General features: G+C 71.2%; 23 protein-coding genes. 15 read left to right on the top strand and 8 right to left on the bottom strand.

What is annotated here, in order from left to right; translation table 11 throughout:
* Positions 1-5: 5 nt before the first annotated feature.
* Complete coding sequence (locus tag AMYTH_RS0120900) at positions 6-815, bottom strand: ATP-binding protein (RefSeq protein ID WP_020422728.1); 810 nt, start codon at positions 813-815, stop codon at positions 6-8.
* 142 nt (positions 816-957) lie between these two features.
* On the opposite strand from AMYTH_RS0120900, the gene AMYTH_RS0120895 reads away from it, so the two are divergent.
* Positions 958-1,386, top strand: a complete 429-nt coding sequence (locus AMYTH_RS0120895; protein ID WP_027931957.1) for a hypothetical protein — start codon at positions 958-960, stop codon at positions 1,384-1,386.
* Here AMYTH_RS0120895 and AMYTH_RS49575 read toward each other — a convergent pair.
* Complete coding sequence (locus tag AMYTH_RS49575; protein ID WP_017987410.1) at positions 1,346-1,516, bottom strand: hypothetical protein; 171 nt, start codon at positions 1,514-1,516, stop codon at positions 1,346-1,348. The two genes, AMYTH_RS0120895 and AMYTH_RS49575, sit on opposite strands and share 41 nt — an antisense overlap.
* 71 nt (positions 1,517-1,587) lie before the next feature.
* Positions 1,588-2,430, bottom strand: a complete 843-nt coding sequence (locus AMYTH_RS0120885) for a DegV family protein (RefSeq protein ID WP_027931956.1) — start codon at positions 2,428-2,430, stop codon at positions 1,588-1,590.
* Between the two features lie 213 nt (positions 2,431-2,643).
* On the opposite strand from AMYTH_RS0120885, the gene AMYTH_RS0120880 reads away from it, so the two are divergent.
* From AMYTH_RS0120880 to AMYTH_RS0120870, 3 genes are all read left to right on the top strand, one after another.
* A complete protein-coding gene (locus AMYTH_RS0120880) occupies positions 2,644-3,429 on the top strand; it encodes an electron transfer flavoprotein subunit beta/FixA family protein (protein ID WP_027931955.1) in 786 nt (261 codons plus the stop codon).
* Positions 3,430-3,447: 18 nt separating this feature from the next.
* Entirely contained in the window at positions 3,448-4,404 is a 957-nt protein-coding gene (locus AMYTH_RS0120875; protein ID WP_027931954.1) for an electron transfer flavoprotein subunit alpha/FixB family protein, read from the top strand.
* A gap of 81 nt (positions 4,405-4,485) precedes the next feature.
* Positions 4,486-5,250: a class I SAM-dependent methyltransferase gene (locus AMYTH_RS0120870; protein WP_027931953.1), complete on the top strand. Its 765-nt coding sequence runs from the start codon at positions 4,486-4,488 to the stop codon at positions 5,248-5,250.
* Here the strand turns inward: AMYTH_RS0120870 and AMYTH_RS0120865 are convergent.
* A complete protein-coding gene (locus AMYTH_RS0120865) occupies positions 5,228-6,376 on the bottom strand; it encodes a mechanosensitive ion channel family protein (protein ID WP_027931952.1) in 1,149 nt (382 codons plus the stop codon). The genes AMYTH_RS0120870 and AMYTH_RS0120865 overlap by 23 nt on opposite strands.
* Before the next feature lie 188 nt (positions 6,377-6,564).
* On the opposite strand from AMYTH_RS0120865, the gene AMYTH_RS0120860 reads away from it, so the two are divergent.
* From AMYTH_RS0120860 to AMYTH_RS0120825, 8 genes are all read left to right on the top strand, one after another.
* Positions 6,565-7,344: a GNAT family N-acetyltransferase gene (locus AMYTH_RS0120860; protein ID WP_027931951.1), complete on the top strand. Its 780-nt coding sequence runs from the start codon at positions 6,565-6,567 to the stop codon at positions 7,342-7,344.
* Positions 7,341-8,192 (top strand): lysophospholipid acyltransferase family protein, encoded by an 852-nt coding sequence (locus AMYTH_RS0120855; protein ID WP_027931950.1) that lies wholly within the window; start codon positions 7,341-7,343, stop codon positions 8,190-8,192. Before AMYTH_RS0120860 ends, AMYTH_RS0120855 begins: the two co-directional genes overlap by 4 nt.
* 252 nt (positions 8,193-8,444) lie before the next feature.
* Complete coding sequence (locus AMYTH_RS0120850; RefSeq protein ID WP_027931949.1) at positions 8,445-9,797, top strand: MFS transporter; 1,353 nt, start codon at positions 8,445-8,447, stop codon at positions 9,795-9,797.
* Positions 9,798-9,824: 27 nt separating this feature from the next.
* On the top strand, positions 9,825-11,021 hold the full coding sequence (locus AMYTH_RS0120845) for a cysteine desulfurase family protein (protein ID WP_027931948.1): 1,197 nt from the start codon (positions 9,825-9,827) through the stop codon (positions 11,019-11,021).
* A complete protein-coding gene (gene mnmA / locus AMYTH_RS0120840) occupies positions 11,021-12,109 on the top strand; it encodes a tRNA 2-thiouridine(34) synthase MnmA (RefSeq protein WP_027931947.1) in 1,089 nt (362 codons plus the stop codon). The genes AMYTH_RS0120845 and mnmA overlap by 1 nt, the downstream gene beginning before the upstream one ends.
* 55 nt (positions 12,110-12,164) lie before the next feature.
* Positions 12,165-12,563 carry an STAS domain-containing protein gene (locus AMYTH_RS0120835; RefSeq protein ID WP_027931946.1) on the top strand — a complete coding sequence of 133 codons (399 nt, stop codon included), beginning with the start codon at positions 12,165-12,167 and terminating at the stop codon, positions 12,561-12,563.
* 71 nt (positions 12,564-12,634) lie between these two features.
* Positions 12,635-13,678: a chemotaxis protein CheB gene (locus tag AMYTH_RS0120830; protein WP_027931945.1), complete on the top strand. Its 1,044-nt coding sequence runs from the start codon at positions 12,635-12,637 to the stop codon at positions 13,676-13,678.
* Between the two features lie 18 nt (positions 13,679-13,696).
* Complete coding sequence (locus AMYTH_RS0120825) at positions 13,697-15,610, top strand: CheR family methyltransferase (protein ID WP_027931944.1); 1,914 nt, start codon at positions 13,697-13,699, stop codon at positions 15,608-15,610.
* Here the strand turns inward: AMYTH_RS0120825 and AMYTH_RS0120820 are convergent.
* A complete protein-coding gene (locus AMYTH_RS0120820) occupies positions 15,570-16,337 on the bottom strand; it encodes an ATP-binding protein (RefSeq protein WP_027931943.1) in 768 nt (255 codons plus the stop codon). The genes AMYTH_RS0120825 and AMYTH_RS0120820 overlap by 41 nt on opposite strands.
* Before the next feature lie 69 nt (positions 16,338-16,406).
* Entirely contained in the window at positions 16,407-17,018 is a 612-nt protein-coding gene (locus tag AMYTH_RS0120815) for a TetR/AcrR family transcriptional regulator (protein ID WP_027931942.1), read from the bottom strand.
* 76 nt (positions 17,019-17,094) lie between these two features.
* Between AMYTH_RS0120815 and AMYTH_RS0120810 the strand changes: the two genes are divergently transcribed.
* Positions 17,095-18,828 carry an ABC transporter ATP-binding protein gene (locus tag AMYTH_RS0120810; RefSeq protein ID WP_027931941.1) on the top strand — a complete coding sequence of 578 codons (1,734 nt, stop codon included), beginning with the start codon at positions 17,095-17,097 and terminating at the stop codon, positions 18,826-18,828.
* Positions 18,829-18,863: 35 nt separating this feature from the next.
* Positions 18,864-20,747, top strand: coding sequence for an ABC transporter ATP-binding protein (locus tag AMYTH_RS0120805; RefSeq protein ID WP_027931940.1), 1,884 nt, complete (start codon positions 18,864-18,866; stop codon positions 20,745-20,747).
* On the opposite strand, the gene AMYTH_RS0120800 is transcribed toward AMYTH_RS0120805, so the two are convergent.
* The gene (locus AMYTH_RS0120800) at positions 20,696-21,901 is read right to left on the bottom strand and encodes an MFS transporter (RefSeq protein ID WP_027931939.1); all 1,206 of its coding nucleotides are present in this window, start codon (positions 21,899-21,901) and stop codon (positions 20,696-20,698) included. The two genes, AMYTH_RS0120805 and AMYTH_RS0120800, sit on opposite strands and share 52 nt — an antisense overlap.
* Before the next feature lie 78 nt (positions 21,902-21,979).
* Here AMYTH_RS0120800 and AMYTH_RS0120795 point away from each other — a divergent pair, with 78 nt between their 5' ends.
* A complete protein-coding gene (locus AMYTH_RS0120795) occupies positions 21,980-22,312 on the top strand; it encodes an ArsR/SmtB family transcription factor (RefSeq protein ID WP_027931938.1) in 333 nt (110 codons plus the stop codon).
* Here AMYTH_RS0120795 and AMYTH_RS0120790 read toward each other — a convergent pair.
* The gene (locus AMYTH_RS0120790; RefSeq protein ID WP_323807256.1) at positions 22,296-22,736 is read right to left on the bottom strand and encodes a GNAT family N-acetyltransferase; all 441 of its coding nucleotides are present in this window, start codon (positions 22,734-22,736) and stop codon (positions 22,296-22,298) included. The two genes, AMYTH_RS0120795 and AMYTH_RS0120790, sit on opposite strands and share 17 nt — an antisense overlap.
* Between the last annotated feature and the right edge of the window lie 28 nt (positions 22,737-22,764).

Raw genomic sequence — 22,764 nt, 5'->3', positions numbered from 1 at the left:
GTGAGTCAGGGCCACTTCCGCAGCACGACCGACCACGACGAGGCGTCGACGCGGAACTCGGGCACCGGGTTGCCCGCCTTCGCCATCGCCGAGCGGATCCGGAAGATGCCGCGGCCGAAGCGGTTGACGTACCCCAGCGCCTTCATCGCACGCGCCAGGTTGGGGTTGCGGTAGTCGTGCACGCGGTCGAAGTTGTCCGGCCGGACCTGCCCGTACGGGCCGCCCGGGTTGGTCACCTCGATGCGGTCGTCGAACCAGCTGATCCGCACCGGCGCGTGCGAGGTCTCGTAGTTGCGGTGCATCACCGCGTTCATGCACGTCTCCCGCAGCGCCTCCAGCGGGTAGTCCGGCAGCTGCTCCTCGCGGAAGCCCTCGCCGTCGGCCAGCCGCGTCCGCAGGTGGCCGCTGAGCAGCGCGCTCAACCGAACCGCGGTCTCCACCAGGTTGCCGCGCAGCTCCTGCTGGTCGGCGACCGGCGCGTCCGGGTCCAGGCCCTGGTAGCGGACGAACTGGACGTACGCGCCGGGCACGTGCGCGCTCGGGTCGCGCCCGATCGTCAGCACGCCGAGCGCGGTCGGCACCCCGCCCGGCGTCGTGAGCCGCAGCCACGCCAGGTCCTTCTCGACCGGACGGGAATTTTCCTCCAGCGCCTCGCTGGCTACGAACGACGGCAGGTAGGTGGTGCGGAACAGGCGCACGTCCAGGTCGGCCTCGGTCGCGGTCGCCACCGGTCTGCTGTCGAAGGGCGCCGCGGCGAAGCGGCGGAGGTCGGGCTGGATGTGCTGGTCGTCCCGGACGCTCGTAGCCGTGTGCACCGTGACGGCTCCCCTCAGTAGCAGCAGTGCGAGCTGAGGCGTAACCCTATCGGGTGAGCAAGCTACTCCGTTACGGTTCCGGTGGAAACGATCCAACAACTTCCGGCTGTCACGTTCCGGACGGCTGCGCAGTCCTCATGGCATGCGACTCGGAATTCTCACACTGCTCGCGCTGACCGGCCTCGTGGTGGGCTTCTGGGCAGCGGTCCTGCCGGAGAGCTTCTACGGCGACTTCCCGGTGATCCGGCCGAGCTGGGTCTCGCTGGACGGCCCCTACAACGAGCACCTGATCCGCGACGTCGGCTCGATGTTCCTGGCGCTCGGCGCGGTGACGATCGGGGCGATCGTCGTGCGGACCACGACCGCCGCGCGCCTGGCCGGTGTCGCGTGGCTGGTCTTCTCGGTGCCGCACGCGATCTACCACCTGATGCACCTGCACGTGTTCCAGCCGCTGGACCAGGTGATCAACGCGGTCGCGCTGCCCGGGCTGGCCCTGCTGGCGCTGGCGGTCGTGGTGTGGCCGGGGAAGGTCAGTACGGCCGGCGACCGTGCCCGCTCACGCGTGCCTTGAGCTTGGCGATGGCCGACTTGGCCTGCGCGCGGCGGCGGGGGTCGTTGGCGAACTGCTGCGCCTGCCGGATGGCGCGCTTGCCCTGCGGGGAGTTGGCGAATCGGGCGATCTTGTTGAACAGCGAAGCCATGTCCGTCCTCCGGGGCGGTGTGCCGGTTTCGTCACCGGATCAACGGACGGGTTACCCCGCTGGTTCCACGGCTACCCTGGCGAGACCGTGATGCTCAGCGCACCGGGGCCGACGTGCGCGCCGATCACCGTGCTGGCCTCGACGATGCTCAGCTCGGTCACGTTCGGGATCCGGTCGCGCAGCTGCTGCACCAGCATCAGCTCGCGCTCGCTGGGACGGAAGTAGGAGATCGCCAGGTCGGTGGGCAGGTTGCCGGCCCGTTCCGCGGCCAGGTCGACGAGCTTCGCCAGCGCCCGCCTGCTGCCGGCGGCCCGCGTGAGCGGGGCCACCTCGCCGTCACGCACGGTGAGCAGCGGCTTGATCGACAGCGCGGTGCCGAGCAGCGCGGTCGCGCTGCCGATCCGGCCGCCGCGGCGCAGGTACTCCAGCGTGTCCACGTAGAGCAGTTCGCTGCTGGTGGCGAACCGCCGCTGCGCCGCCTCGATCACGCGCTCGACTCGTCCGCCCGCCGCGGCGGCCCTGGCCGCGGACAGCACGGCGAAGCCGAGGCTCATCCCGGTCGTGCCGCTGTCCAGCGGGTACACCGGGATCTGCACCTGTCGTGCCGCCTCGCGCGCGGACGCCAGCGTCGCCGACATGCGCTCGGAGATGTGCAGGCTGACGATCGCGCTCGCGCCTGCGGCGGCGGCGTCCTGGTAGGCCCAGAAGAAGGCGCCGGGATCCGGCGGGTTCGTGCTCACCCGCTGCCCGGACTTCAGCGCCTCGGTCAGCTCGCCGCGGTCGAACCGGTTCTCCTCGTCGACCTGGTCGCCCACCTGTAGCTGCAGCTGGATGACCGTGATGTCCCACTGCCTGCGCAGCTGCTCCGGCAGGGAGGCGGTCGAGTCGGTCACAACGGCGACGTGGTTGGGCACGGGAAGTCAGGTTAGACCGAACGCACCATCCGGGGTAACCCATCCGCGCAAGCGTCCACTCGGAGTAGCCTGGGCGCATCGGAGATAAAGCTGAACGATCGTCCCGATAAATCGGGATTCCGGGTGAATGCCGTCACCTCGGGGCGCGTCGGGGCTGAAATCTCCCTACGCTACCGACCAGTAAGGCTGGTTCAGGGAGGTCGAAGGGGACCAATGACGAACATTGTTGTCCTGGTCAAGCAGGTGCCGGACACCTATTCGGAGCGCAAGCTCTCCGACGGTGACCACACGCTCGACCGCGAGTCCGCCGACGCCGTTCTCGACGAGATCAACGAGAAGGCGGTCGAAGAAGCGCTGAAGATCAAGGAAGCCGGCGAGGGCGAGGTCACCGTGATCTCGGTGGGCCCGGACCGCGCGACCGACGCCATCCGCAAGGCCCTCTCGATGGGCGCCGACAAGGCCATCCACGTCTCGGACGAGGCCCTGCACGGCTCCGACGCCGTGGCCACCGCCAAGGTGCTCGCCGCCGCCGTCGGCAAGGTCGAGGGCTTCGACCTGGTCATCGCGGGCAACGAGGCCTCGGACGGCCGCGCCGGCGCCGTTCCCGCGATGCTGGCCGAGCTGCTCGGGCTGCCGCAGCTGACCCAGGTCCGGTCGCTGACCGTCGAGGGCACCACCGTCAAGGCCGACCGGGAGACCGACGACGGCCTGACCCACCTCGAGGCGAGCCTGCCCGCGCTGGTGAGCGTCACCGAGAAGATCAACGAGCCGCGTTACCCGTCCTTCAAGGGCATCATGGCCGCGAAGAAGAAGCCGGTGGAGACCCTCACGATCGCCGACCTCGGCGTCGACGCGGGCGCCGTCGGCCTCGGCAGCGCGCTGTCCACTGTGGTCGAAGCGGCCCCGAAGCCCCCGCGCACCGCGGGTGAGCGCGTCGAGGACGAGGGTGACGGCGGCAGCAAGATCGCCGAGTACCTGGTCGGCCAGAAGATCATCTGAGGCAGGAGCAACGGAGCAATGGCTGAAGTTCTGGTTCTCGTCGACCACCTCAACGGCGAGCTGAAGAAGACCACGTTCGAAGCGCTGACCGCCGCCCGCGAGCTGGGCGAGCCGTCGGCCGTCGTCGTCGGCGCCCCGGGCACCGCGGGCAAGTTCAAGGAGCAGCTGGGCGCCTACGGCGCGCAGAAGGTGTACGTGGCCGAGTCCGAGGACGCCGCGAACTACCTGGTGACCCCGAAGGTCGACGCGCTGGCCAAGCTGGTCGAGCAGGCCTCCCCGGCGGCGGTGATCGTCACCGCGTCCGCCGAGGGCAAGGAGGTATCGGGCCGTCTGGCGATCCGCGTCGGCGGCGGCCTGATCTACGACGCCGTGGGTGTCAACTCCGACGGCACCGTGGAGCAGTCCATCTTCGGTGGCGCGTACTCGGTGAAGTCCAAGGCCCAGGGCCTGCCGATCATCTCGGTGCGCCCCGGTGCGGTCGAGGCTTCGCAGGCCGAGGGCGCGGCGGCCGAGGAGGCCGTCGAGCTGCCCGCGGTGGACGCCGCCAAGTCCGCGAAGATCACCGGCGTCGAGCCGGTCGTCGGCGGTGACCGCCCCGAGCTGACCGAGGCCACGATCGTGGTGTCCGGTGGCCGCGGTGTCGGTTCGGCCGAGAAGTTCGAGGTCGTGGAGAAGCTGGCCGACTCGCTCGGCGCGGCCGTCGGCGCGTCGCGTGCCGCGGTCGACTCCGGCTACTACCCGGCGCAGTTCCAGGTCGGGCAGACCGGCAAGACCGTGTCGCCGCAGCTGTACGTCGCGCTCGGCATTTCCGGTGCGATCCAGCACCGGGCCGGCATGCAGACCTCGAAGACCATCGTCGCGGTCAACAAGGACCCGGAGGCGCCGATCTTCGAGATCGCCGACTTCGGTGTGGTCGGCGACCTGTTCAACGTCGCGCCGCAGCTGACCGAAGAGGTCACCAAGCGCAAGGGCTGAGGGTTCGCCTGATGCCTCACGGGCCACCGCCGGAAGTTCCCGGCGGTGGCCCGTCGGCGTTTCCGGGCCTACCGTTCCCCCGTGGACGCCTGGACCGCCGGCGGCGCGTACGAGACGTACATGGGCCGCTGGAGCGCGCTCGTGGCGGAGCAGTTCCTGCGCCGCCTCGCCGTGCCGGGCGGGAAGCGGTGGCTGGACGTCGGCTGCGGGACCGGGGTGCTTACCGATGCCATCCAGAAGAGGCGGCCGCGGCTCGTGGTCGGGATCGATCCGTCGGCGGGGTTCCTGTCCGCCGCGCGAGCGCGTCGCGCGGGTGTGTTCGTCCGGGGTGACGCACGGGCGCTTCCGGTGCGGGACAACAGTTTCGACGCGGTCGTCAGCGGGCTCGCGCTCAACTTCGTGCCCGGCCCCGCGGCCGCGATCGCCGAATTCGAGCGGGCCGCGGCGCCCGGCGCCACCGTCGCCGCCTACGTCTGGGACTACGCGGACGGCATGGGGATGCTGCGGACCTTCTGGGACGCGGCCGTCGAGCTGAACCCGGCCGCCGCCGAGCTCGACGAGGGTCGCCGCTTCCCGTTGTGCCATCCGGAGGTCCTTGCGCGGCTGTGGGCCGGCCTGCACGAGGTGACCGTCGCCGCCGTCGACGTGGACACCACGTTCGCGGACTTCGACGACTACTGGACCCCGTTCCTGAGCGGCCAGGGACCGGCCCCTGGCTACGTGGCCACGCTGGACGACCAGCGGCGCGACGCCCTCCGCGATCTGCTCCGCGAACGCCTGACCGGCACCGGACTCACCGCGCGCGCCTGGATGGTGCGTGGCGTCAAGCCTTCCCCGGGCCGTTGAACGCGTGCTCCCGCACCAGGCCGTCCACGCTGTCGCCGAAGACGCGGGCGTCGTGGTCGGGCGCGCTGTCCTCCACACGCCTCGCGGGAGTGCTCGGCACCTGCTCGGCGCGCAGTCGCGGCACGGCGTAGGGGTGCTTACCGCGGACCCACTGCACCAGCTGCTCCCGGACCAGGCAGCGCAGGTCCCACAGCGTGCCGGCGTCCACCGCGCTCACCAGCGCCCGCACGCGCACCAGGGTGTGCGTCGCGTCGGTCACCTGCAGCACGCTCACCCGGCCGTCCCACAGGTCGGTCGACTCCAGGATCCGTCGCAGCTCGTCGCGCATCTCGTCGACCGGCATCGTCCAGTCGACGTCCAGCTCCACCGTCCCGAGCAGCGCGGCGTCACGGCGGGTCCAGTTCTCGAAGGGCTGCGACATGAACTGCGCGGTCGGGATGACCAGCCGCCGGTCGTCCCACAGGTGCACCACCAGGTAGGTCAGCGTGATGTCCTCGACGCGGCCCCACTCGTTCTCCACGATCACGACGTCGTCCAGCCGGATGGCGTCGCTGAACGCGATCTGCAGTCCGGCGAACACGTTGCCCAGCAGTGACTGCGCGGCCAGCGCGGCGATCGCGCCGATGACCCCGGCGGAGGCCAGCAGGCTGGTGCCCGCCGTGCGCAGGCCGGGGAACGTCATCAGCATCGCGCCGAGCGCGATCACCGCGATCGCGGCGACGATCACCCGCCGCACCAGCCGGATCTGCGTCTGCATGCGCCGCGCGTGCCGGTTGTCGGCGACGTCGACGCGCCACCGGCCGAGCATCGTCTGCTCGACCGCGGTCAGCACGCCGGCCAGCAGCCACGCGCCGGTGCCGATCAATGCCAGCGTCAGCACGTGCGAGGTGGCGTTGCGCCAGGACCCGGTGGGCAACGCGACGAGCACGGTGATGCGCAGGACCACCATCGCGCCGAACCACCGCAGCGGCGCGTGGATGTGCTCGGCGAGCTCGCCGAGCACGGTCGCGCGCTGACCGAGCCGTCGCAGGACCCGCCGCAGCACGTACTCCACGGCCAGGAACAGGCCGAACACCACCGCCGCCACGCCGAGCGCCACCACGATCCGCAACCAGCTGCCGGACATCCCTCTCACTTCCGGTCGGCACCACGTTCCGTGGGGCCATACCCCAATCGTGTCGATCTCATGACTTGAGCCCGATCACGCGCGGCTTCCTGAGAGAACCCTGAGAACCCGCGGTTCATCCAACGTGCACGAGGTGGTCACGCGATGAACCTCCTGGCGGTTTCCTTCCCGCCGGTACACCTACAGGCATGACGCGGTCCCAGTTGCTCGTCAGCACCGACAGCCAGGACGGCCAGCTGCCCGATGGCGCTGCCCGCTACTCCCTCCTCGTCGCCTACGACAACGACGAAGTGGTTGCCGCCCAACGGCTCCGCTACCAGGTCTTCGCCGAGGAGATGGGGGCCACCCTGCACTCCGCGCCCGGCGTGGACGCCGACCGGTTCGACGAGTTCTGCGACCACCTCGTGGTGCGCGACGACAACACCGGCGAGATCGTCGGCACCTACCGGATGCTCCCGCCGGGACGCGCCGAGCGGGCCGGCGGCCTGTACTCGGAAACCGAGTTCGACCTGTCGAACCTTGCCGGACTGCGTGGCTCCCTGGTCGAGACCGGCCGCTCCTGCGTGCACCCCGACCACCGCACCGGCGCCGTGGTGAGCCTGGTGTGGGCCGGGATCGGGCGGTACATGCTGCTCTCCGGCCACCGCTTCCTCGGCGGTTGCGCTTCGGTCCCGCTCACCGACGGCGGTTCGTACGCCGCGGGCGTGTGGGACCTCCTCCGCGCCAAGCACTACGCGCCCGAGTCGCAGCGCGTGAGGCCGCTGAACCCGTGGCAGGACGCGGACATCGCCCGCCCGGCTCGCGCGTTGCTGCCGCCGCTGATCAAGGGCTACACCCGCCTCGGCGCGAAGGTGTGCGGCCCGCCCGCGCACGACCCGGACTTCGCCGTCGCCGACTTCTTCACCCTGCTCGACCTGCAGCAGATGGACGAGCGCTACCTCAAGTTCTTCCTCGGGAACCAGGCATGAGCCACCCCTGGATGCCCGCTTCGCCGTGCGGCGACGGGTGCCTGACGCCGGGCGCGCCGTCGGTCGGCGGGGTGCGGCGGGCGCTGCGGTTCACCGCCGCTGTCGGCGTGGTGCTGCTGGCTTTCGGCGCCCTGCCGGCGATGTTCGTGCCGCGGTGCCGGGATTCGGTGGTGCGCCTGGTGTTCCGCGGTGTGCTGCGGGCGTTCGGGGTGCGGCTGGTGGTCCGGGGCGAGCCGCTGGACGGCGGCGGCCGCGGAGCGCTGGTGGTGAACAACCACATCTCGTGGCTGGACATCGTGGCGGTCAACGCGGTGCGCCCGATGCGCGCGCTGGCGAAGCGGGAGATCGCGGGCTGGCCGGTGCTGGGCACGCTCGTCGCGCGCGGCGGCAGCATCTTCCTGGACCGCGAACGGCTGTCGACGCTGCCGTCCACGATCGACGAACTCGCCGCCGCCCTGCGGGCCGGTTCCCTGGTGAACGTCACGCCCGAAGGCACGACCTGGTGCGGGCTGGCGTCCGGCCGGTTCCGCCCGGCGACCTTCCAGGCCGCGATCGACGCCGGCGTCCCGGTGCGGCCGCTGGCGCTGCGCTACCGGATGGCCGACGGCCGCGAGACGACGCAGCCCGCGTTCATCGGGCCGGAGTCGCTCGTCGACTCGCTGAAACGGGTCGCGGCGTTGCGCGGGCTCGTGCTCGAGGTGACCGTGTGCGGGGAGATCGCCCCGGGGCGTGCGGGGGATCGGCGGGAGCTGGCTGCGCTGGCGGAGGCTTCGGTGCAGGCTGCTTTGGGGAATGTGGCCTTGCCTTCGCAGCGGGCGGTTGGGGCGAGGCGCTACGCGCGTGTCTGAGGAGCGCCGGCTTCGCTTCGCTACGCCCGGATGAGAAGTGCCCTTCCGAACCCGATCTTGAATTGTTCGGTTGCCGAGACACCGGGTCAAGGCGGGAAAGCGTGCCTTGACCCGGTGGCTCGGCAACCGATTTGGCTGGGGATCGGGTTGCGGGAGGGGAGTGGTTCGTGGGGTTTCGGGCTTTCGTTGCCGGGTGGCGGTTTGTGGCTTCTTTCTTGACCTCCAGTGTGGTGGAGGTGTCAGCCTGAATTCATGATCGTCGAAGCCCGGGCTCGGGGCGTGTTGTGGACGGCCGAGCACCGGACGACCACCGTGGCCAGCCTGCTCGTCGTCACCCTGATCGCGTTCGAGAGCATGGGCGTCGCCACCGCGATGCCCACCATGGTCGCCGACCTGGCGGGGCAGCGCCTCTACTCCTGGCCGTTCACCGCGTTCCTGGTGGCCAGCGTCGTCGCGACCGTGTTGTCCGGGCGGGTCTGCGACCGCCGCGGGCCCGCCGTCCCGATGGTCGCCGGGCCCGCACTGTTCCTCGCCGGCCTGGTCGTCGCCGGAACCGCCACGGACATGGGCTTCCTGCTCGCCGGCCGAGTCCTCCAGGGGCTCGGCTCGGGCACCGTGCTGGTCGCCGTCTCGCTGCTGATCGCGCTCGTCTACACCGACCGGGAACGACCGGTCATGTATGCGGCCAACGCGGCGGCCTGGGTGCTGCCGGCCGTCGTCGGGCCGACCGTCGCCGGCCTCATCACCGAGCACCTCGGCTGGCGCTGGGTGTTCCTCGGTCTCGTGCCGCTGGCGCTGGCCGGCCTGCTGATGCTCATCCCGGTCGCGCGACGGCTCACCCACACCGCGGGCGCCCAGCAACGTCGCGCCGGGATCGTGGTGGCCCTCGCCGCCGCGGCCGGGGTCGCCGCGTTGACCTGGGCCGCCCAGCACCCCAGCCCGGCCGCGCTCGGCTACGGCGCGGCCGGTCTCCTCGCGCTCGCCGTCGCCGTCCGCCGCCTCGTGCCGCCGGGGACGGTCACCGCGCGGCCCGGCCTGCCGACGGTCGTCGCCTCCCGCGCGCTGCTCGGCGGCGCCTTCGCCGGGATGGAGGCCTACCTCCCGCTGGCCATGGCCACCGTCCACGGCTACAACCCGGTGCTGGCCGGGCTCCCGCTGACCGCCTCCGCGCTCACCTGGTCCGCGGCCTCCGCCGTGCAGGGCCGACACCCGGACTGGTCCCGCGAGAAGCTGCTGCGCGCCGGGTTCGGGATGGTCGCCGTGGCCGTGCTGCTGTTCGGGTTCGTCGCGCAGCCGTGGTTCCCCGGCTGGCTCGCGTTCGTCGCGTGCCTGGTCGGCGGGGCGGGCATGGGCATCGCCTACCCGTCGATCTCCCTGCTGTTGCTGCGGTTCTCACCCGAGCACGAGCGCGGGTTCAACACCTCGGCCATGCAGCTGGGCGACTGGGTCACCTCGGCGCTCACCGTCGGCTTCGGCGGGGTCCTGCTCGGCCTGCTCGCCTCGGCGGCCGAACCCGCCCCGGCCCTGGGTGTGCTCGCGCTCACGCTCGCCGCGCTCGCCGTGGTGGGCGTCGTCATCACCCGGCGGTGGCCCACACGCGAGTGATACCGCACGGTCTACCCTGGTAGTGCGATGACCTATCTCGACCACGCGGCGACCACCCCGATGTCGCCGTCCGCCATTGCGGCGATGAGCGAGGCGCTGTCCACGGTGGGCAACGCCAGCTCGCTGCATTCCTCCGGCCGCCGCGCGCGGCGGGCCGTCGAGGAGGCGCGGGAGGTCATCGGCGAGGCGCTGGGCGCCCGTCCGTCCGAAGTGATCTTCACCGCGGGCGGCACGGAGAGCGACAACCTCGCGGTCAAGGGCATCTTCTGGGCGCGCCAGGCCGCCGACCCGAAGCGCCGCCGCGTGCTGGCGAGCGCGGTCGAGCACCACGCCGTGCTGGACGCGGTGCAGTGGCTGGCCGACCACGCACAGGCCGAGGTCACCTGGCTCGACGTGGACGAGCACGGCCGCGTGCTGCCGGAGACCCTGCGCAAGGCCATCGAGGCCGACCCGGACGACGTGGCCCTGGTCACCGTCATGTGGGCGAACAACGAGGTCGGCACGGTCAACCCGATGGCCGAGCTCGCGGCGATCTGCGCGGAGCACGACATCCCGCTGCACACCGACGCCGTGCAGGCCGTCGGCGGCGTCCCGGTGCACTTCGCGGACAGCGGCGTCAGCGCGCTCACCCTCACCGGGCACAAGCTCGGCGGGCCCTACGGCGTCGGGGCGCTCGTGCTGTCCCGCGACACCGAGTGCGTGCCACTGCTGCACGGCGGCGGCCAGGAGCGCGACGTCCGCTCCGGCACGCTCGACGTGCCCGCCATCCGCGCCTTCGCGACGGCCGTCGAGGAGGCGGTGCGCGAGCAGCCCCGCTACGCCGAGCGGGTCGGCGGCCTGCGGGACGCGCTCATCGAGGCCGTCCGGCGCGAGGTGCCGGACGTGATCCTCAACGGCATGCCGACGGGCGAGGGCAGGCTGCCCGGCATCGCGCACTTCACGTTCCCCGGCTGTGCGGGCGACAGCCTGCTGATGCTGCTGGACGCCAAGGGCATCGAGTGCTCGACCGGCTCGGCGTGCACCGCGGGGGTCGCCCAGCCCAGCCACGTGCTGCTGGCGATGGGCGCCGACGCCGCGTCGGCCCGCGGCTCGCTGCGGTTCTCGCTCGGCCACACGTCCACTCCGGACGACGTGGACGCGGTGGCGCGGGAGATCGCGGCCGTGGTCGCGCGGGCGCGGCAGGCCGGGCTGTCCGGGCTGCGCAAGAACAAGCAGGAGGTGTGATGCGGGTACTGGCCGCGATGAGCGGGGGAGTGGACTCGGCCGTGGCGGCGGCCCGCGCGGTGGAGGCCGGGCACGACGTGGTCGGCGTGCACCTGGCGCTGTCGGCCAAGCCGGGCACCCTGCGCACCGGTTCGCGCGGGTGCTGCACGATCGAGGACTCGCACGACGCGCGCCGCGCCGCGGACATCCTCGGCATCCCGTTCTACGTCTGGGACTTCGCCGAGCGGTTCACCGAGGAGGTCATCGAGACCTTCGTCGGCGAGTACGCCGCCGGCCGCACCCCCAACCCGTGCGTCACCTGCAACGAGAAGATCAAGTTCGAGGCGCTGCTGGAGAAGGCCATCGCGCTCGGCTTCGACGCCGTCGCCACCGGCCACTATGCCCGGCTGTCCGTTGTGGACGGTGTTCCGGAGCTGCGCAGGGCGGTCGACCCGGACAAGGACCAGTCCTACGTGCTGGCCTCGCTGACGCCCGAGCAGCTGCGCCACTCGATGTTCCCGGTCGGCGACACCCGCAAGCCGGACATCCGCGCGGAAGCCGAGCGGCGCGGCCTCGCCGTCGCCCGCAAGCCGGACAGCCACGACATCTGCTTCATCCCGGACGGCGACACGAAGAAGTTCCTGGAGAAGCGCCTCGGCCAGCGGCCCGGCGACCTGGTGGACGCCGAGACCGGCGCCGTGCTCGGCCGCCACACCGGCGTGCACGGCTTCACCATCGGGCAGCGCAAGGGCCTCGGCATCGACCGCTCGGTGCTGGACGGCAAGCCGCGGTACGTGCTGGCGCTGGAGCCGGTCTCCGGCACGGTCAAGGTCGGTTCGGCCGACGCGCTCACCGTCCGCGAGATCCGCGCTGACCGCCCGGTGTGGCCGGCGGGGCCGCTCGACGGCCCGACCGAGTGCGTCGTCCAGGTCCGGGCGCACGGCGGTCTCGGCGAGGCCGTCGCCGAGGTGGACGGCGACCAGGTGCGGATCCAGTTGCGTGAACCGCTCACCGGCGTCGCGCCCGGTCAGGTCGCCGTGCTCTACCGGCCGGACGCGGCAGGCGACGTCGTGCTGGGCAGCGCGAAGATCGCGGCAACCGACGGGTAACGCCCGATCCGGTGAACTGGGTGGCTGTTCGGTTTAGCCCGGTGGCGCTAGCATCGTGGTCCGGTTCCGGCCGGAGACGCGACCACGTGCCGAGGGGGCGAACCTGGTGTCCGACGAGCCGCGCACGCCGCTCACCGAGCGTCTGCTGGACCTTGCCGTCGAGTACCGGTCCGGGATGTCCGTCGTCCACGCGACCGGCGAGATCGACCTGTCCACCGCGCCGCGGCTCGCCGAGGCACTCGCCGAACAACCCGGGACCGTCGTGCTCGACCTGACCCGGGTCGCGTTCCTCAGCGCCGCCGGTGTGCAGGCCATGCTCGAGGTGTGCGGACGTGGGCGGGAGCTGCGTCTGGTCGCGCCGCGCAGCTGCCGCGCGGACCGCGTCCTCGACCTCACCGGCCTGACCTCGATCCTGCCGCGCTACGAGTCCGTGTGCGAGGCCGTGGCTCCATGATCTGCTGACCACCGCGAAAGGGGCTACCGTCGGAGGTGCGGACTCGGGACCCTCGCGGAAGGCGCATTCTGGTGGCCGAACGGTTCAGGGACATCGTCGTCGTCGGCGCTTCGGCCGGCGGAGTCGAGGCGCTGCGCAGTTTCGCCGGTGGTCTCCCCGGGGACCTGCCCGCCGCGGTCCTGGTCGTGCTGCACCTGCCCCCCGGCGGCGCCAGCGCGCTGCCTGCGATCCTGAGCCGGTCCGGCTCGCTGCCCGCGGTGGCGGCCAGCTCCGGCGAGCCGTTGCGGCACGGGCGGATCTACGTCGCCCCGCCGGACCACCACCTGCTCGTCGAGGACGGTGTGTGCCGGCTCTCGCGCGGTCCCACCGAGAACGGGTACCGGCCCGCGGTCGACGCGTTGTTCCGGTCCGCGGCCCTCTCGCACGGTCCCGCGGTGATCGGCGTGGTGCTCTCCGGCTCGCTCGACGACGGTTCGACCGGGCTGGACACGATCAAGTCCCGCGGCGGGCTCGCGATCGTGCAGGACCCGGAGGACGCCATCTACCCGGCGATGCCGGAGAACGCGATGGCCAGGGTGGCCCCGGACCATGTGGTTCCCGCCGTGGAGATCGGCCGCGTGCTGGCCGGTCGGGTGCGGGAGCCGGTCGAGGTGCGCGACGACGAACCCGTGCCCCTGATCGAGGAGATCGAAGCACGCATCGCCCGGTCCGACGGTCCGGGCAACGCGGTCTCGCTGGAGGTGCTCGACGTGACCGAGCCATCGGGCCTGGGGTGCCCGGACTGTCAGGGCGTGCTGTTCTCACTCGACAAGGAGGGCACCCGGTACCGCTGCCGCGTCGGCCATGCCTGGACGGCGAAAGCCCTCTTCCAGCAGCAGTCCCGCGACATCGAGCAGGCGCTGTGGGCGGCTCTGCGCGCGCTCGAGGAGAAGCGGGACCTGGCGGGCCGGATGACGCAGGACGCCGAACACCGCGGTTACCCCCTGGTCGCCGGGCGTTACTCCCGGCACCGCGACGAAGCGGGCCACGCGGCGACGGTGCTGCGGAAGTTCCTGTTCGAGGGGCTGCCCACCGTGACGGACCTGCCGGACGGCGCCTCGGACGAAACAGCCTGACCTTGTAAGGTCCGCAACGTGAACGAGCAGATCGAGCCTGCGACGGACGAGGGTTTCGAGGCCATCCTCGAATACCTGAAGGAAACGCGCGGATTCGACTTCACCGGGTACAAGCGCAGTAGCCTCATGCGCCGCGTCGGACGCCGGATGAGCGTCATCAGCTGCGAGGACTACGGAGACTACCTCGATCACCTGCAGGCCAACAGCGACGAGTTCGGCGCGCTGTTCAACACGATCCTGATCAACGTCACGAACTTCTTCCGCGACCCCGACGCGTGGGACTACCTGCAGTCGGACATCGTGCCGATGATCCTCGCCGAGCGCTCGCCCGACGACCAGATCCGGGTGTGGAGCGCGGGCTGCGCCTCCGGCGAGGAGGCCTACAGCCTGGCCATCGTGCTGGCCGAGGTGCTGGGACTGGAGCAGTTCCGGCAGCGGGTCAAGATCTACGCGACCGACGTCGACGAGGAGGCGCTGGCCCAGGCCCGGCAGGCCGCCTACACCGCGAAGGACGTGGAAGACCTCCCGTCGGAGTACGTGCAGCGCTACTTCGAGCGCACCGCGGGCCGGTACGTCTTCCACAAGGACCTGCGGCGGTCGGTGATCTTCGGCCGCAACGACCTGGTCCAGGACGCGCCCATCTCCCGCATCGACCTGCTCGTCTGCCGCAACACCCTGATGTACTTCACCGCCGACACCCAGACGAACATCCTGCGGAAACTGCACTTCGCGCTCGTGCCGCGCGGGGTGCTGTTCATGGGCAAGGCCGAAATGCTGCTGTCGCACAGCCGCATCTTCGACCCGGTGAACCTGCGCTACCGGATCTTCCGCAAGGTGCCGACGGCGATCGCGGGCGCCTCGCCGTTCGGCCACCCCCTGATCCCGGAGCGCCGGAGCTCACTGGACCAGATCGACGAGCTGCGTGCGCTGACGTTCGACTCGAACCCGCTCGCGCAGGTCGTGGTGACGGCCGACGACGTCGTCGCGCTGGCCAACCAGCAGGCGCAGCAGGTGTTCGGCCTGACCGACCGCGACATCGGCCGCCCGCTGCGGGACCTGGAGATCTCCTACCGGCCGGTCGAACTGCGGTCCTACATCGAACAGGTGCGCGTGGACCGGCGCGCCGTGCGGGTCAAGGACGTGGAGTGGCAGCGCGGGCCGGGGGAGGTGCTGGCGCTGGAACTGCACATCAGCCCACTGGTCTCGCTGACCGACGACATCGTCGGCGTGTCGGTGGTGTTCCACGACGTCACCACGAACCACCGCCTGCTGGCCGAGCTGGCGAGCGCGAACCGGCAGCGCGAGAACGCCTACGAGGAGCTGCAGTCCACGACGGAGGAACTGGAGACGACGAACGAGGAACTGCAGTCGACGGTCGAGGAGCTGGAGACGACGAACGAGGAACTCCAGTCGACCAACGAGGAACTGGAGACCACCAACGAGGAACTCCAGTCCACCAACGACGAGCTGCAGACGATCAACAACACGTTGCGGGACCGCACCAGCGAACTGGACGACGTCAACGAGTTCCTGGAGTCGGTACTGACCTCGCTGCAGGCCGGCGTCGTGGTGGTGGACCAGCAGATGCGCGTGGTCGCCTGGAACGCGGGCGCGGAGGACCTGTGGGGACTGCGCTCGGAGGAGGCCGAGGGCGAGCACCTGCTGAACCTCGACATCGGGCTGCCGGTGGCGGAGCTGCGCCCGGTCGTGCGGCCCGCCCTCGCCGACGCGTCCTTCACCGAGCAGGTCGTGCTCGAGGCGGTCAACCGGCGCGGCCGTTCGGTCACCGTCCGGATCGCCTGCGGCGCGTTGCGCAACCGCCGCGGTGAGTCGGCGGGCGCGATCCTGGTGATGGAAACCCTCGACGGGATTTCGGACGCGCTGCCGGAGGTCAAACAGGGAACGGCGCGAGGCGACGGGGACCGACGCTGAGCACGGCCCAGACGATCTTCCCGCCGTCCTGGGCGGGGGAGCAGCCCCAGGCCCGGGACAGGGCGGCGATGACCTGCAGGCCGTAGCCCTGCAGCCGGCCGCTCGGCCGCTGGCGCAGGACGGCCGGGTGCGGGTCCTCGTCCCGGACGGCGATGGTCAGGTAACCCGTGCGCAGCTCGAGCCGGACCTCCAGCGCCGTGCCCGCGTGCGTGATCGCGTTCTCGACCAGTTCGGTGGCGATGCCGAGCGCGTCCTCCAGCCGGTGCCGGATGTTCCAGTCGCGACAGGTCTCCTGGACGAACGCCCGCGCGCCGTGCGAACTGCTGGGGAGCGGGAGGAAGACGGCATTCCGCCGTCGCCGGGGCGGCGGCTCCGCCACTGCCTCGATCGCCGCGTTGAGGGAGGTGTGGACCGGGACGAACCGGCGGATGGCGCTGCCTGCGATCATCCGGTGCCGCTCCGGGTCGTGCGCGACGAGCAGCACCGGCACGGACGGCCACTCGTCGGTGCGCATCCGGACGGCGGAGAAGACCGCCAGCGCGGGCTCCCCGGCGATGTCGAGGTCGTCGACCTGTGCGATCAACGCCCGCGGCTGGTCCAGCGTGAGCTTGATCAGGTTGTCCCGGAGTTCCCCGTAGGTCCGGGCGTTCAGCCGGCCGGCGAGGTCGACGACGGTGCACCCGGCGACTTCCCGTTGCCGGATCAGGACCCGTCCAGCGGTGCTCATTTTCCCGACACCGCCTCCACACTTCTCGTCGGTCGTGTCAGCGGGGTGGTTACCCCGCCGGAGGGCCGGTCATTCCTCCCCATCGAACTCCTTGTGCGCCAATCCGCGCAACAGGGGGAGGAAGACTTCGTCGACAATCTCGGTAATCGTTTTCTCGTCGATTTCCCCGTGGTGGAAGATTGCTTCGGCACGGACGAGGTCAAGGGGGACGCGTGCGACGCGCGGGGTGATCTCGACGGGCGGGAGTTCGCCGCGTGCCACGGCTCTGCGCACGATGGTTTCGAAGGTGGGGCGGTGTTTCGCGGCCGCTATCTGCTTCAGCAGCAAAGCGAAAACCTCCGGGTCCCGGAACGTTTCGCTCATCAGTCCGGCCAGCACATCGCGGGGCGTGTCGTGAAACCGGTGCACCAATCGATGCAGGAATGCCAGCAAATCCGAGCGGAGGTCACCGAGGTCGGGCGGGTTGTCGGCGTCCGGGATGCGACGGCGCCACGCGGCGAGGACCAGTTCGGGGCGTCCGGGCCAGCGCCGGTAGACCACCGGTTTGCTGGTGCCCGCGCGGGCCGCGACGCCTTCCATGGTCAGTCTCGCGTACCCGACCTCGACGAGTTCGGCCCACGCCGCGTCCAGGATCGCGGCCTCCAGTTCGGCCCCGTGACGCCTCGACTTGGGCTCCGGCACCCACCCTCCTAAAAAACGTTGCGTTTCTTACGGGCGTAGCCTACACAGTGGATACCGACCGTTCCTAGGGGGAATTGTGCTCAACCGGATATTGCGGACATTCCTACGTCCGTACTGGCGAGCGCTCGCCGCGGTGGTGGTGCTGCAGCTCGCGGGCACCATCGCGTCGCTGTACCTGCCGAGCCTCAACGCCGACATCATCGACCACGGCGTCGCCACCGGCGACACCGGTTACATCCTCTCGGCGGGCGGCTGGATGCTGGCCGTGACGGTGCTGCAGATCGCCTGTTCCGTCGCGGCGGTGTACTTCGGCGCGCGCAGCGCGGCCGGTTTCGGGCGCGACGTGCGGGCCGCCGTCTTCCACCGGGTCGGCGGGTTCTCCGCGCGCGAGGTGGCGCAGTTCGGGGCGCCGTCGCTGATCACCCGCACCACCAACGACGTGCAGCAGGTGCAGCTGATCGTGGTGATGGGCTGCACGATCCTGATCGTGGCGCCGATCATGTGCGTCGGCGGCATCGTGCTCGCGCTGCGCCAGGACGTCGGGCTGTCCTGGCTGCTGCTGGTCGCGGTGCCGGTGCTGCTGGCGGCCATCGGGCTCGTGGTGTCGCGCATGGTGCCGCAGTTCCGGCTGATGCAGACCCGCATCGACCGCGTCAACCGCGTGCTGCGGGAACAGCTGTCGGGCATCCGCGTGGTGCGGGCGTTCGTGCGCGAGCGGGACGAGGTGCGCCGGTTCGCCGTCGCGAACGACGAGCTGACCGTCACCGCGCTGCGCGTCGGCCGCCTGCAGGCGGTCATCTTCCCGACGGTGCTGCTGGTGATGAACGCCAGCAGCGTCGCCGTGCTGTGGTTCGGCGCGCACCGGGTGGCCGGCGGCGAGATGCAGATCGGGGCGCTCACGGCGTTCCTGAACTACCTGATCCAGATCCTCATGTCGGTCACCATGGCCACCTTCATCGCGACGATGATCCCGCGCGCGTCCGTCTGCGCCGAGCGCATCGCCGAGGTGCTGGACACCGAGTCGTCGGTGCGGCCGCCGTTGCGCCCGGTGCGGGAGGTCGCCGAACACGGCGCCGTCGAGTTCCAGGGGGTCGAATTCCGCTACCCGGGCGCGGACGCACCGGTGCTGCGGGACATCGGTTTCCGCGCGGAGGCCGGGAAGACCACCGCGATCATCGGCAGCACCGGCGCGGGCAAGACCACGCTGCTGTCGCTGGTGCCGCGGTTGTTCGACGCGACGGCAGGCCGCGTCCTGGTCGACGGCGTCGACGTGCGGGAACTCGACCCGGACGTGCTGTGGAGCCGGATCGGGCTGGTGCCGCAGCGGCCGTACCTGTTCACCGGCACCGTGGCGAGCAACCTGCGCTACGGGAAACCGGACGCCACCGACGAAGAACTGTGGCAGGCGCTGGAGATCGCGCAGGCGCGGGAGTTCGTGGCGGAGATGCCCGGCGGCCTGGACGCCCCGATCGCGCAGGGCGGCACGAACGTCTCCGGCGGGCAGCGGCAGCGGCTCGCGATCGCGCGGGCGCTGGTGCGCAAACCGGAGGTGTACCTGTTCGACGACTCGTTCTCGGCGCTCGACCTGGCCACCGACGCCCGGCTGCGCGCCGCGCTGGCCCCGCACACCGCGGATGCGGCGGTGATCGTGGTGGCGCAACGGGTTTCCACGATCGTCGGCGCCGACCAGATCGTCGTGCTGGAGAACGGGGAGATCGTCGGGCTGGGCACGCACGCGGAGCTGCTGCGTGACTGCCCCACCTACCTCGAAATCGTGGAGTCCCAGCTCACCGCGGAGGAAGCGGCGTGACCAGACCAGGTTTTCCCGGCGCTCCCGCCGGGCCGGTGCAGAAGCCGAAGAGCTTCGGCGAGGGCGCCCGCCGCCTGATGGGCAGGCTGCGCCCGGAGCGGCTCACGCTCGTGTTCGTGGTCGCGCTCGGCGTCGCGAGCGTCGCGTTCACCGTGGTGGGGCCGAAGATCCTCGGTCACGCCACCGACATCATCTTCGGCGGGTTCGTCTCCAGCCGCCTGCCCGCGGGCACCACCACCGAGCAGGCGATCGCGGCGGCGCGTGCCGAGGGCAACACCAACCTCGCCGACATGCTCGCGAGGATGGACGTGGTGCCGGGCGCGGGCATCGACTTCGCCGCCCTCGGCCGGGTGCTGTCCTGGGTGCTGGTGCTGTATGTGGCGGCGTCGGTGTTCGGCTGGCTGCAGGGCTACCTGCTCAACGGCGCCGTGCAGCGCGTGGTGTACCGGCTGCGCGAGGACGTCGAGGCGAAGCTGCACCGGTTGCCGTTGCGGTACTTCGACGGGCAGCCGCGCGGGGAACTGCTGTCCCGCGTCACCAACGACATCGACAACATCGCGCTGACGCTGCAGCAGACCCTGAGCCAGCTGCTCACGTCGCTGCTGTCGCTGATCGGCGTGCTGGTGATGATGTTCGTGGTGTCGCCGCTGCTCGCCGTGATCGCGTTGCTGGTGGTGCCCGCGTCGATCGTGCTGACCAGGGTGATCGGGAAGCGTTCGCAGAAGCTGTTCGTGGCCCAGTGGAAGCACACCGGCGCCCTCAACGCGCACATCGAGGAGGCGTTCAGCGGGCACGAGCTGGTCACGGTGTTCGGCCGGCGCCGCGAGGTGGAGCAGGAGTTCGGGCGCCGCAACGCCGACCTCTACCGGGCCGGCATGGGCGCGCAGTTCATCTCCGGGATCATCATGCCGGCGATGATGTTCCTGTCGAACCTCAGCTACGTCGTGCTGGCGGTCGTCGGCGGGCTGCGGGTCGCGACGGGGACGATGACGCTCGGCGACGTGCAGGCGTTCCTGCAGTACTCGCGCCAGTTCACGCAGCCGCTGACCCAGGCGGCGTCGCTGGCGAACCTGCTGCAGTCCGGCGTCGCCTCCGCCGAGCGGGTCTTCGAGCTGCTCGACGCGGCGGAGCAGAAGCCGGACACCGCGTCCCCGGTCCTGCCGGAGCGGCGCCGCGGCCGGGTGGAGTTCGAGCACGTGGACTTCTCCTACGACCCGCAGCGGCCGCTCATCGAGGACCTGTCGCTGGTCGCCGAGCCGGGGCAGACGGTGGCGATCGTCGGGCCGACCGGGGCGGGCAAGACCACGCTGGTGAACCTGATCATGCGGTTCTACGAGCTGGACGCCGGGCGGATCACGCTCGACGGCGTGGACATCACCGCGATGACCCGCGACGACCTGCGCGGCCAGACCGGGATGGTGCTGCAGGACACCTGGCTGTTCAACGGCACGATCCGGGACAACATCGCCTACGGCAACCCGTCGGCGACGCCGGAGCAGGTGGAGGCGGCCGCGCGGGCCACGTTCGTGGACCGGTTCGTGCGCAGCCTGCCCGACGGCTACGACACGGTGATCGACGACGAGGGCACCAACCTCAGCGCGGGGGAGAAGCAGCTGGTGACGATCGCGCGGGCGTTCCTCGCCGATCCGTCGCTGCTGATCCTCGACGAGGCCACCAGCTCGGTCGACACCCGCACCGAGGCGCTGCTGCAGCAGGCGATGGCGGCGCTGCGCACCGACCGCACGTCGTTCGTGATCGCGCACCGCCTGTCCACGATCCGCGACGCCGACCTCATCCTGGTGATGGAGTCGGGGCGGATCGTGGAGCAGGGCACGCACGAGGAGCTGCTCGCCGCGGGCGGCGCCTACTACCGGCTGTACTCGGCGCAGTTCCGCAGCCCGGTGGAGGCGGCGACCTGACGGGCAGGGCGGCCTCGTCCCGCGACGAGGCTGCCCGCCAAGGCCGCGGCGATCACGACGGCGCCGAACGCGGTCGCGCCGGTCGCGAGGCCGGCGGCGTCGCTGAGGAACCCGGCGGCGAGCGGCAGGACCGCGGCGGGCACGTAGCCGCCGACGTTCTGCGCGGCGGTCGCCTCGGCGAGCCGGTTCGCCGGGACGCTCGCGTTGATCAGGGTGAGGCCGCCGAACTGGCCCATGCCCTGACCGGTCCCGGCGAGCACCGCGGCGACCGCCAGCAGGGCCGGCGACGCGGTCTGCAGGGAGACGACCAGCGCGACCATGCCGGCCGTGGTCGAGGCGGCGCCGGCGAGCAGGATCGCCCGCACCGGCAGGCCGCGCACCGCGAACTGAACGCCCGTCGCGCCGAGGAACATGACGAACGCGAGTGCCCCGGCGACGATCCGGTTGGTGGTGTCCAGCAGTTCGGTGAGGACGGACGGGCCGAGCGAGAGCACGAACGAAGTGGCCGTGATGCCCGGCGCGAACACGGCGACGCCGCGCAGGACCGCGCTGCGGCCGGCGGGGTGGACCTGCGGGATCCGGATCCAGGCGCGGGTGGTGCCCACCGGGCGGGGCAGCGGCAGCCGGGCGACGACGATCCCGGCGGAGACGAGCAGGACGATCTCGGCGAGGAAGATCGTCACCGTCGGCCCCGGCAGGGTTTCCGACGCGACACCAGCCAGCAGCGGCCCGAGACCGGCGCCGAGGACCATCGCGGTCGACGACGCCAGCGCCGCGGTCTTGCCCTTTCCCGGGGCGACGTCGTTCACCGCGGCCATGCCCGCGGAGACGGCGGCGCCCACCGCGAGCCCGGTGAGGAACCGCGCGACCGCGAGCACGAGCACCGAACCTGCCGTCGCGAAGAGGACGCACGCCATGATGCCCAGCGCGAGCGCGGGCAGCAGGACCGGTTTGCGCCCGATCCGGTCCGAGAGCACGCCCGCGACCAGGAGCGCGGCGAGCAGGCCCGCGATGTAGCACGCGAAGACGAATGTCAGGACGCCGGCGGAGAAGCCGAGTTCGCGTTGCCACAGCACGTAGACCGGGGTCGGGGCGTTGGACAGGACGAACACGGCGAGGACCGGCCAGGCGGCGAGCCAGGCGGTGCGTTTCACGATCTCCTCCTAGTTCGAGTTTTGTCGTACTAGTTGGAAGATAGTCGAACTGGCCCTTAGTACGATATTATTCGTACTGTGACGGAGGAGACGTTGCCGCAGCCGGCCCGGGAGGACCTGCGCCTAGAGGTGGTGCTGTCCGCGCTGAGCGACCCCCTGCGGCTCGGGATGGTGCGGAAGTTGCTGCTGGAGTCGCCGGGCGTGCCGCGCTCGTGCGGCTGGTTCGGGATCGACCGCCCGAAGTCGACGCTGACCCACCACTTCAAGCTGCTGCGCGAGGCCGGCGTGACGACCCAGCGGCAGTACGGCCTGGAGCGCCGCAGCGAGGTGCGCGTCGCCGACCTCGACGCGCGGTTCCCGGGCTTGCTCGACCTGGTGCGGAACTGGGAGCCGCCTACAGCGGCAGCTTGAAGCCCAGGTGGGTGGCCTCGAAGCCGAGCCGCTCGTAGAAGCGGTGCGCGCGGGTGCGGGAGGCGTCGGAGGTGAACTGCACCAGCGCGCAGCCCCGCCGCCGGGACTCCTCGACCGCCCACTCCATCAGCGCCGCCCCGAGCCCGCCGCCGCGCTGGTCGGACCGCACCCGCACGCCCTCGACCAGCGCCCGCGTCGCGCCGCGGCGGGACAGGCCCGGGATGAACGTCAGCTGCAGCGTGCCCACCACCTCGCCGTCCCGCTCCGCGACCACCAGCAGCTGGCCGGGATCGGCGTCGATCGCCTCGAACGCCCGCAGGTAGGCCGGGTCGCCGGGCGCTTCCCGCTGCGCGCCGAGGTCGTCGTCGGCCAGCATCGCCACGATCTCCTCGACATCGGAGCGCCGAGCACGTCTAATGTGGATCTCACTCACGACAGTCGAGTATGGCACC

It is taken from the genome of Amycolatopsis thermoflava N1165, assembly GCF_000473265.1.
In the GTDB taxonomy this organism is placed as follows: Bacteria; Actinomycetota; Actinomycetes; order Mycobacteriales; family Pseudonocardiaceae; genus Amycolatopsis_E; species Amycolatopsis_E thermoflava.
The sequence above is the reverse complement of the archived record's forward strand: the minus strand, read 5'-3'. Positions and strand labels throughout refer to the sequence as shown.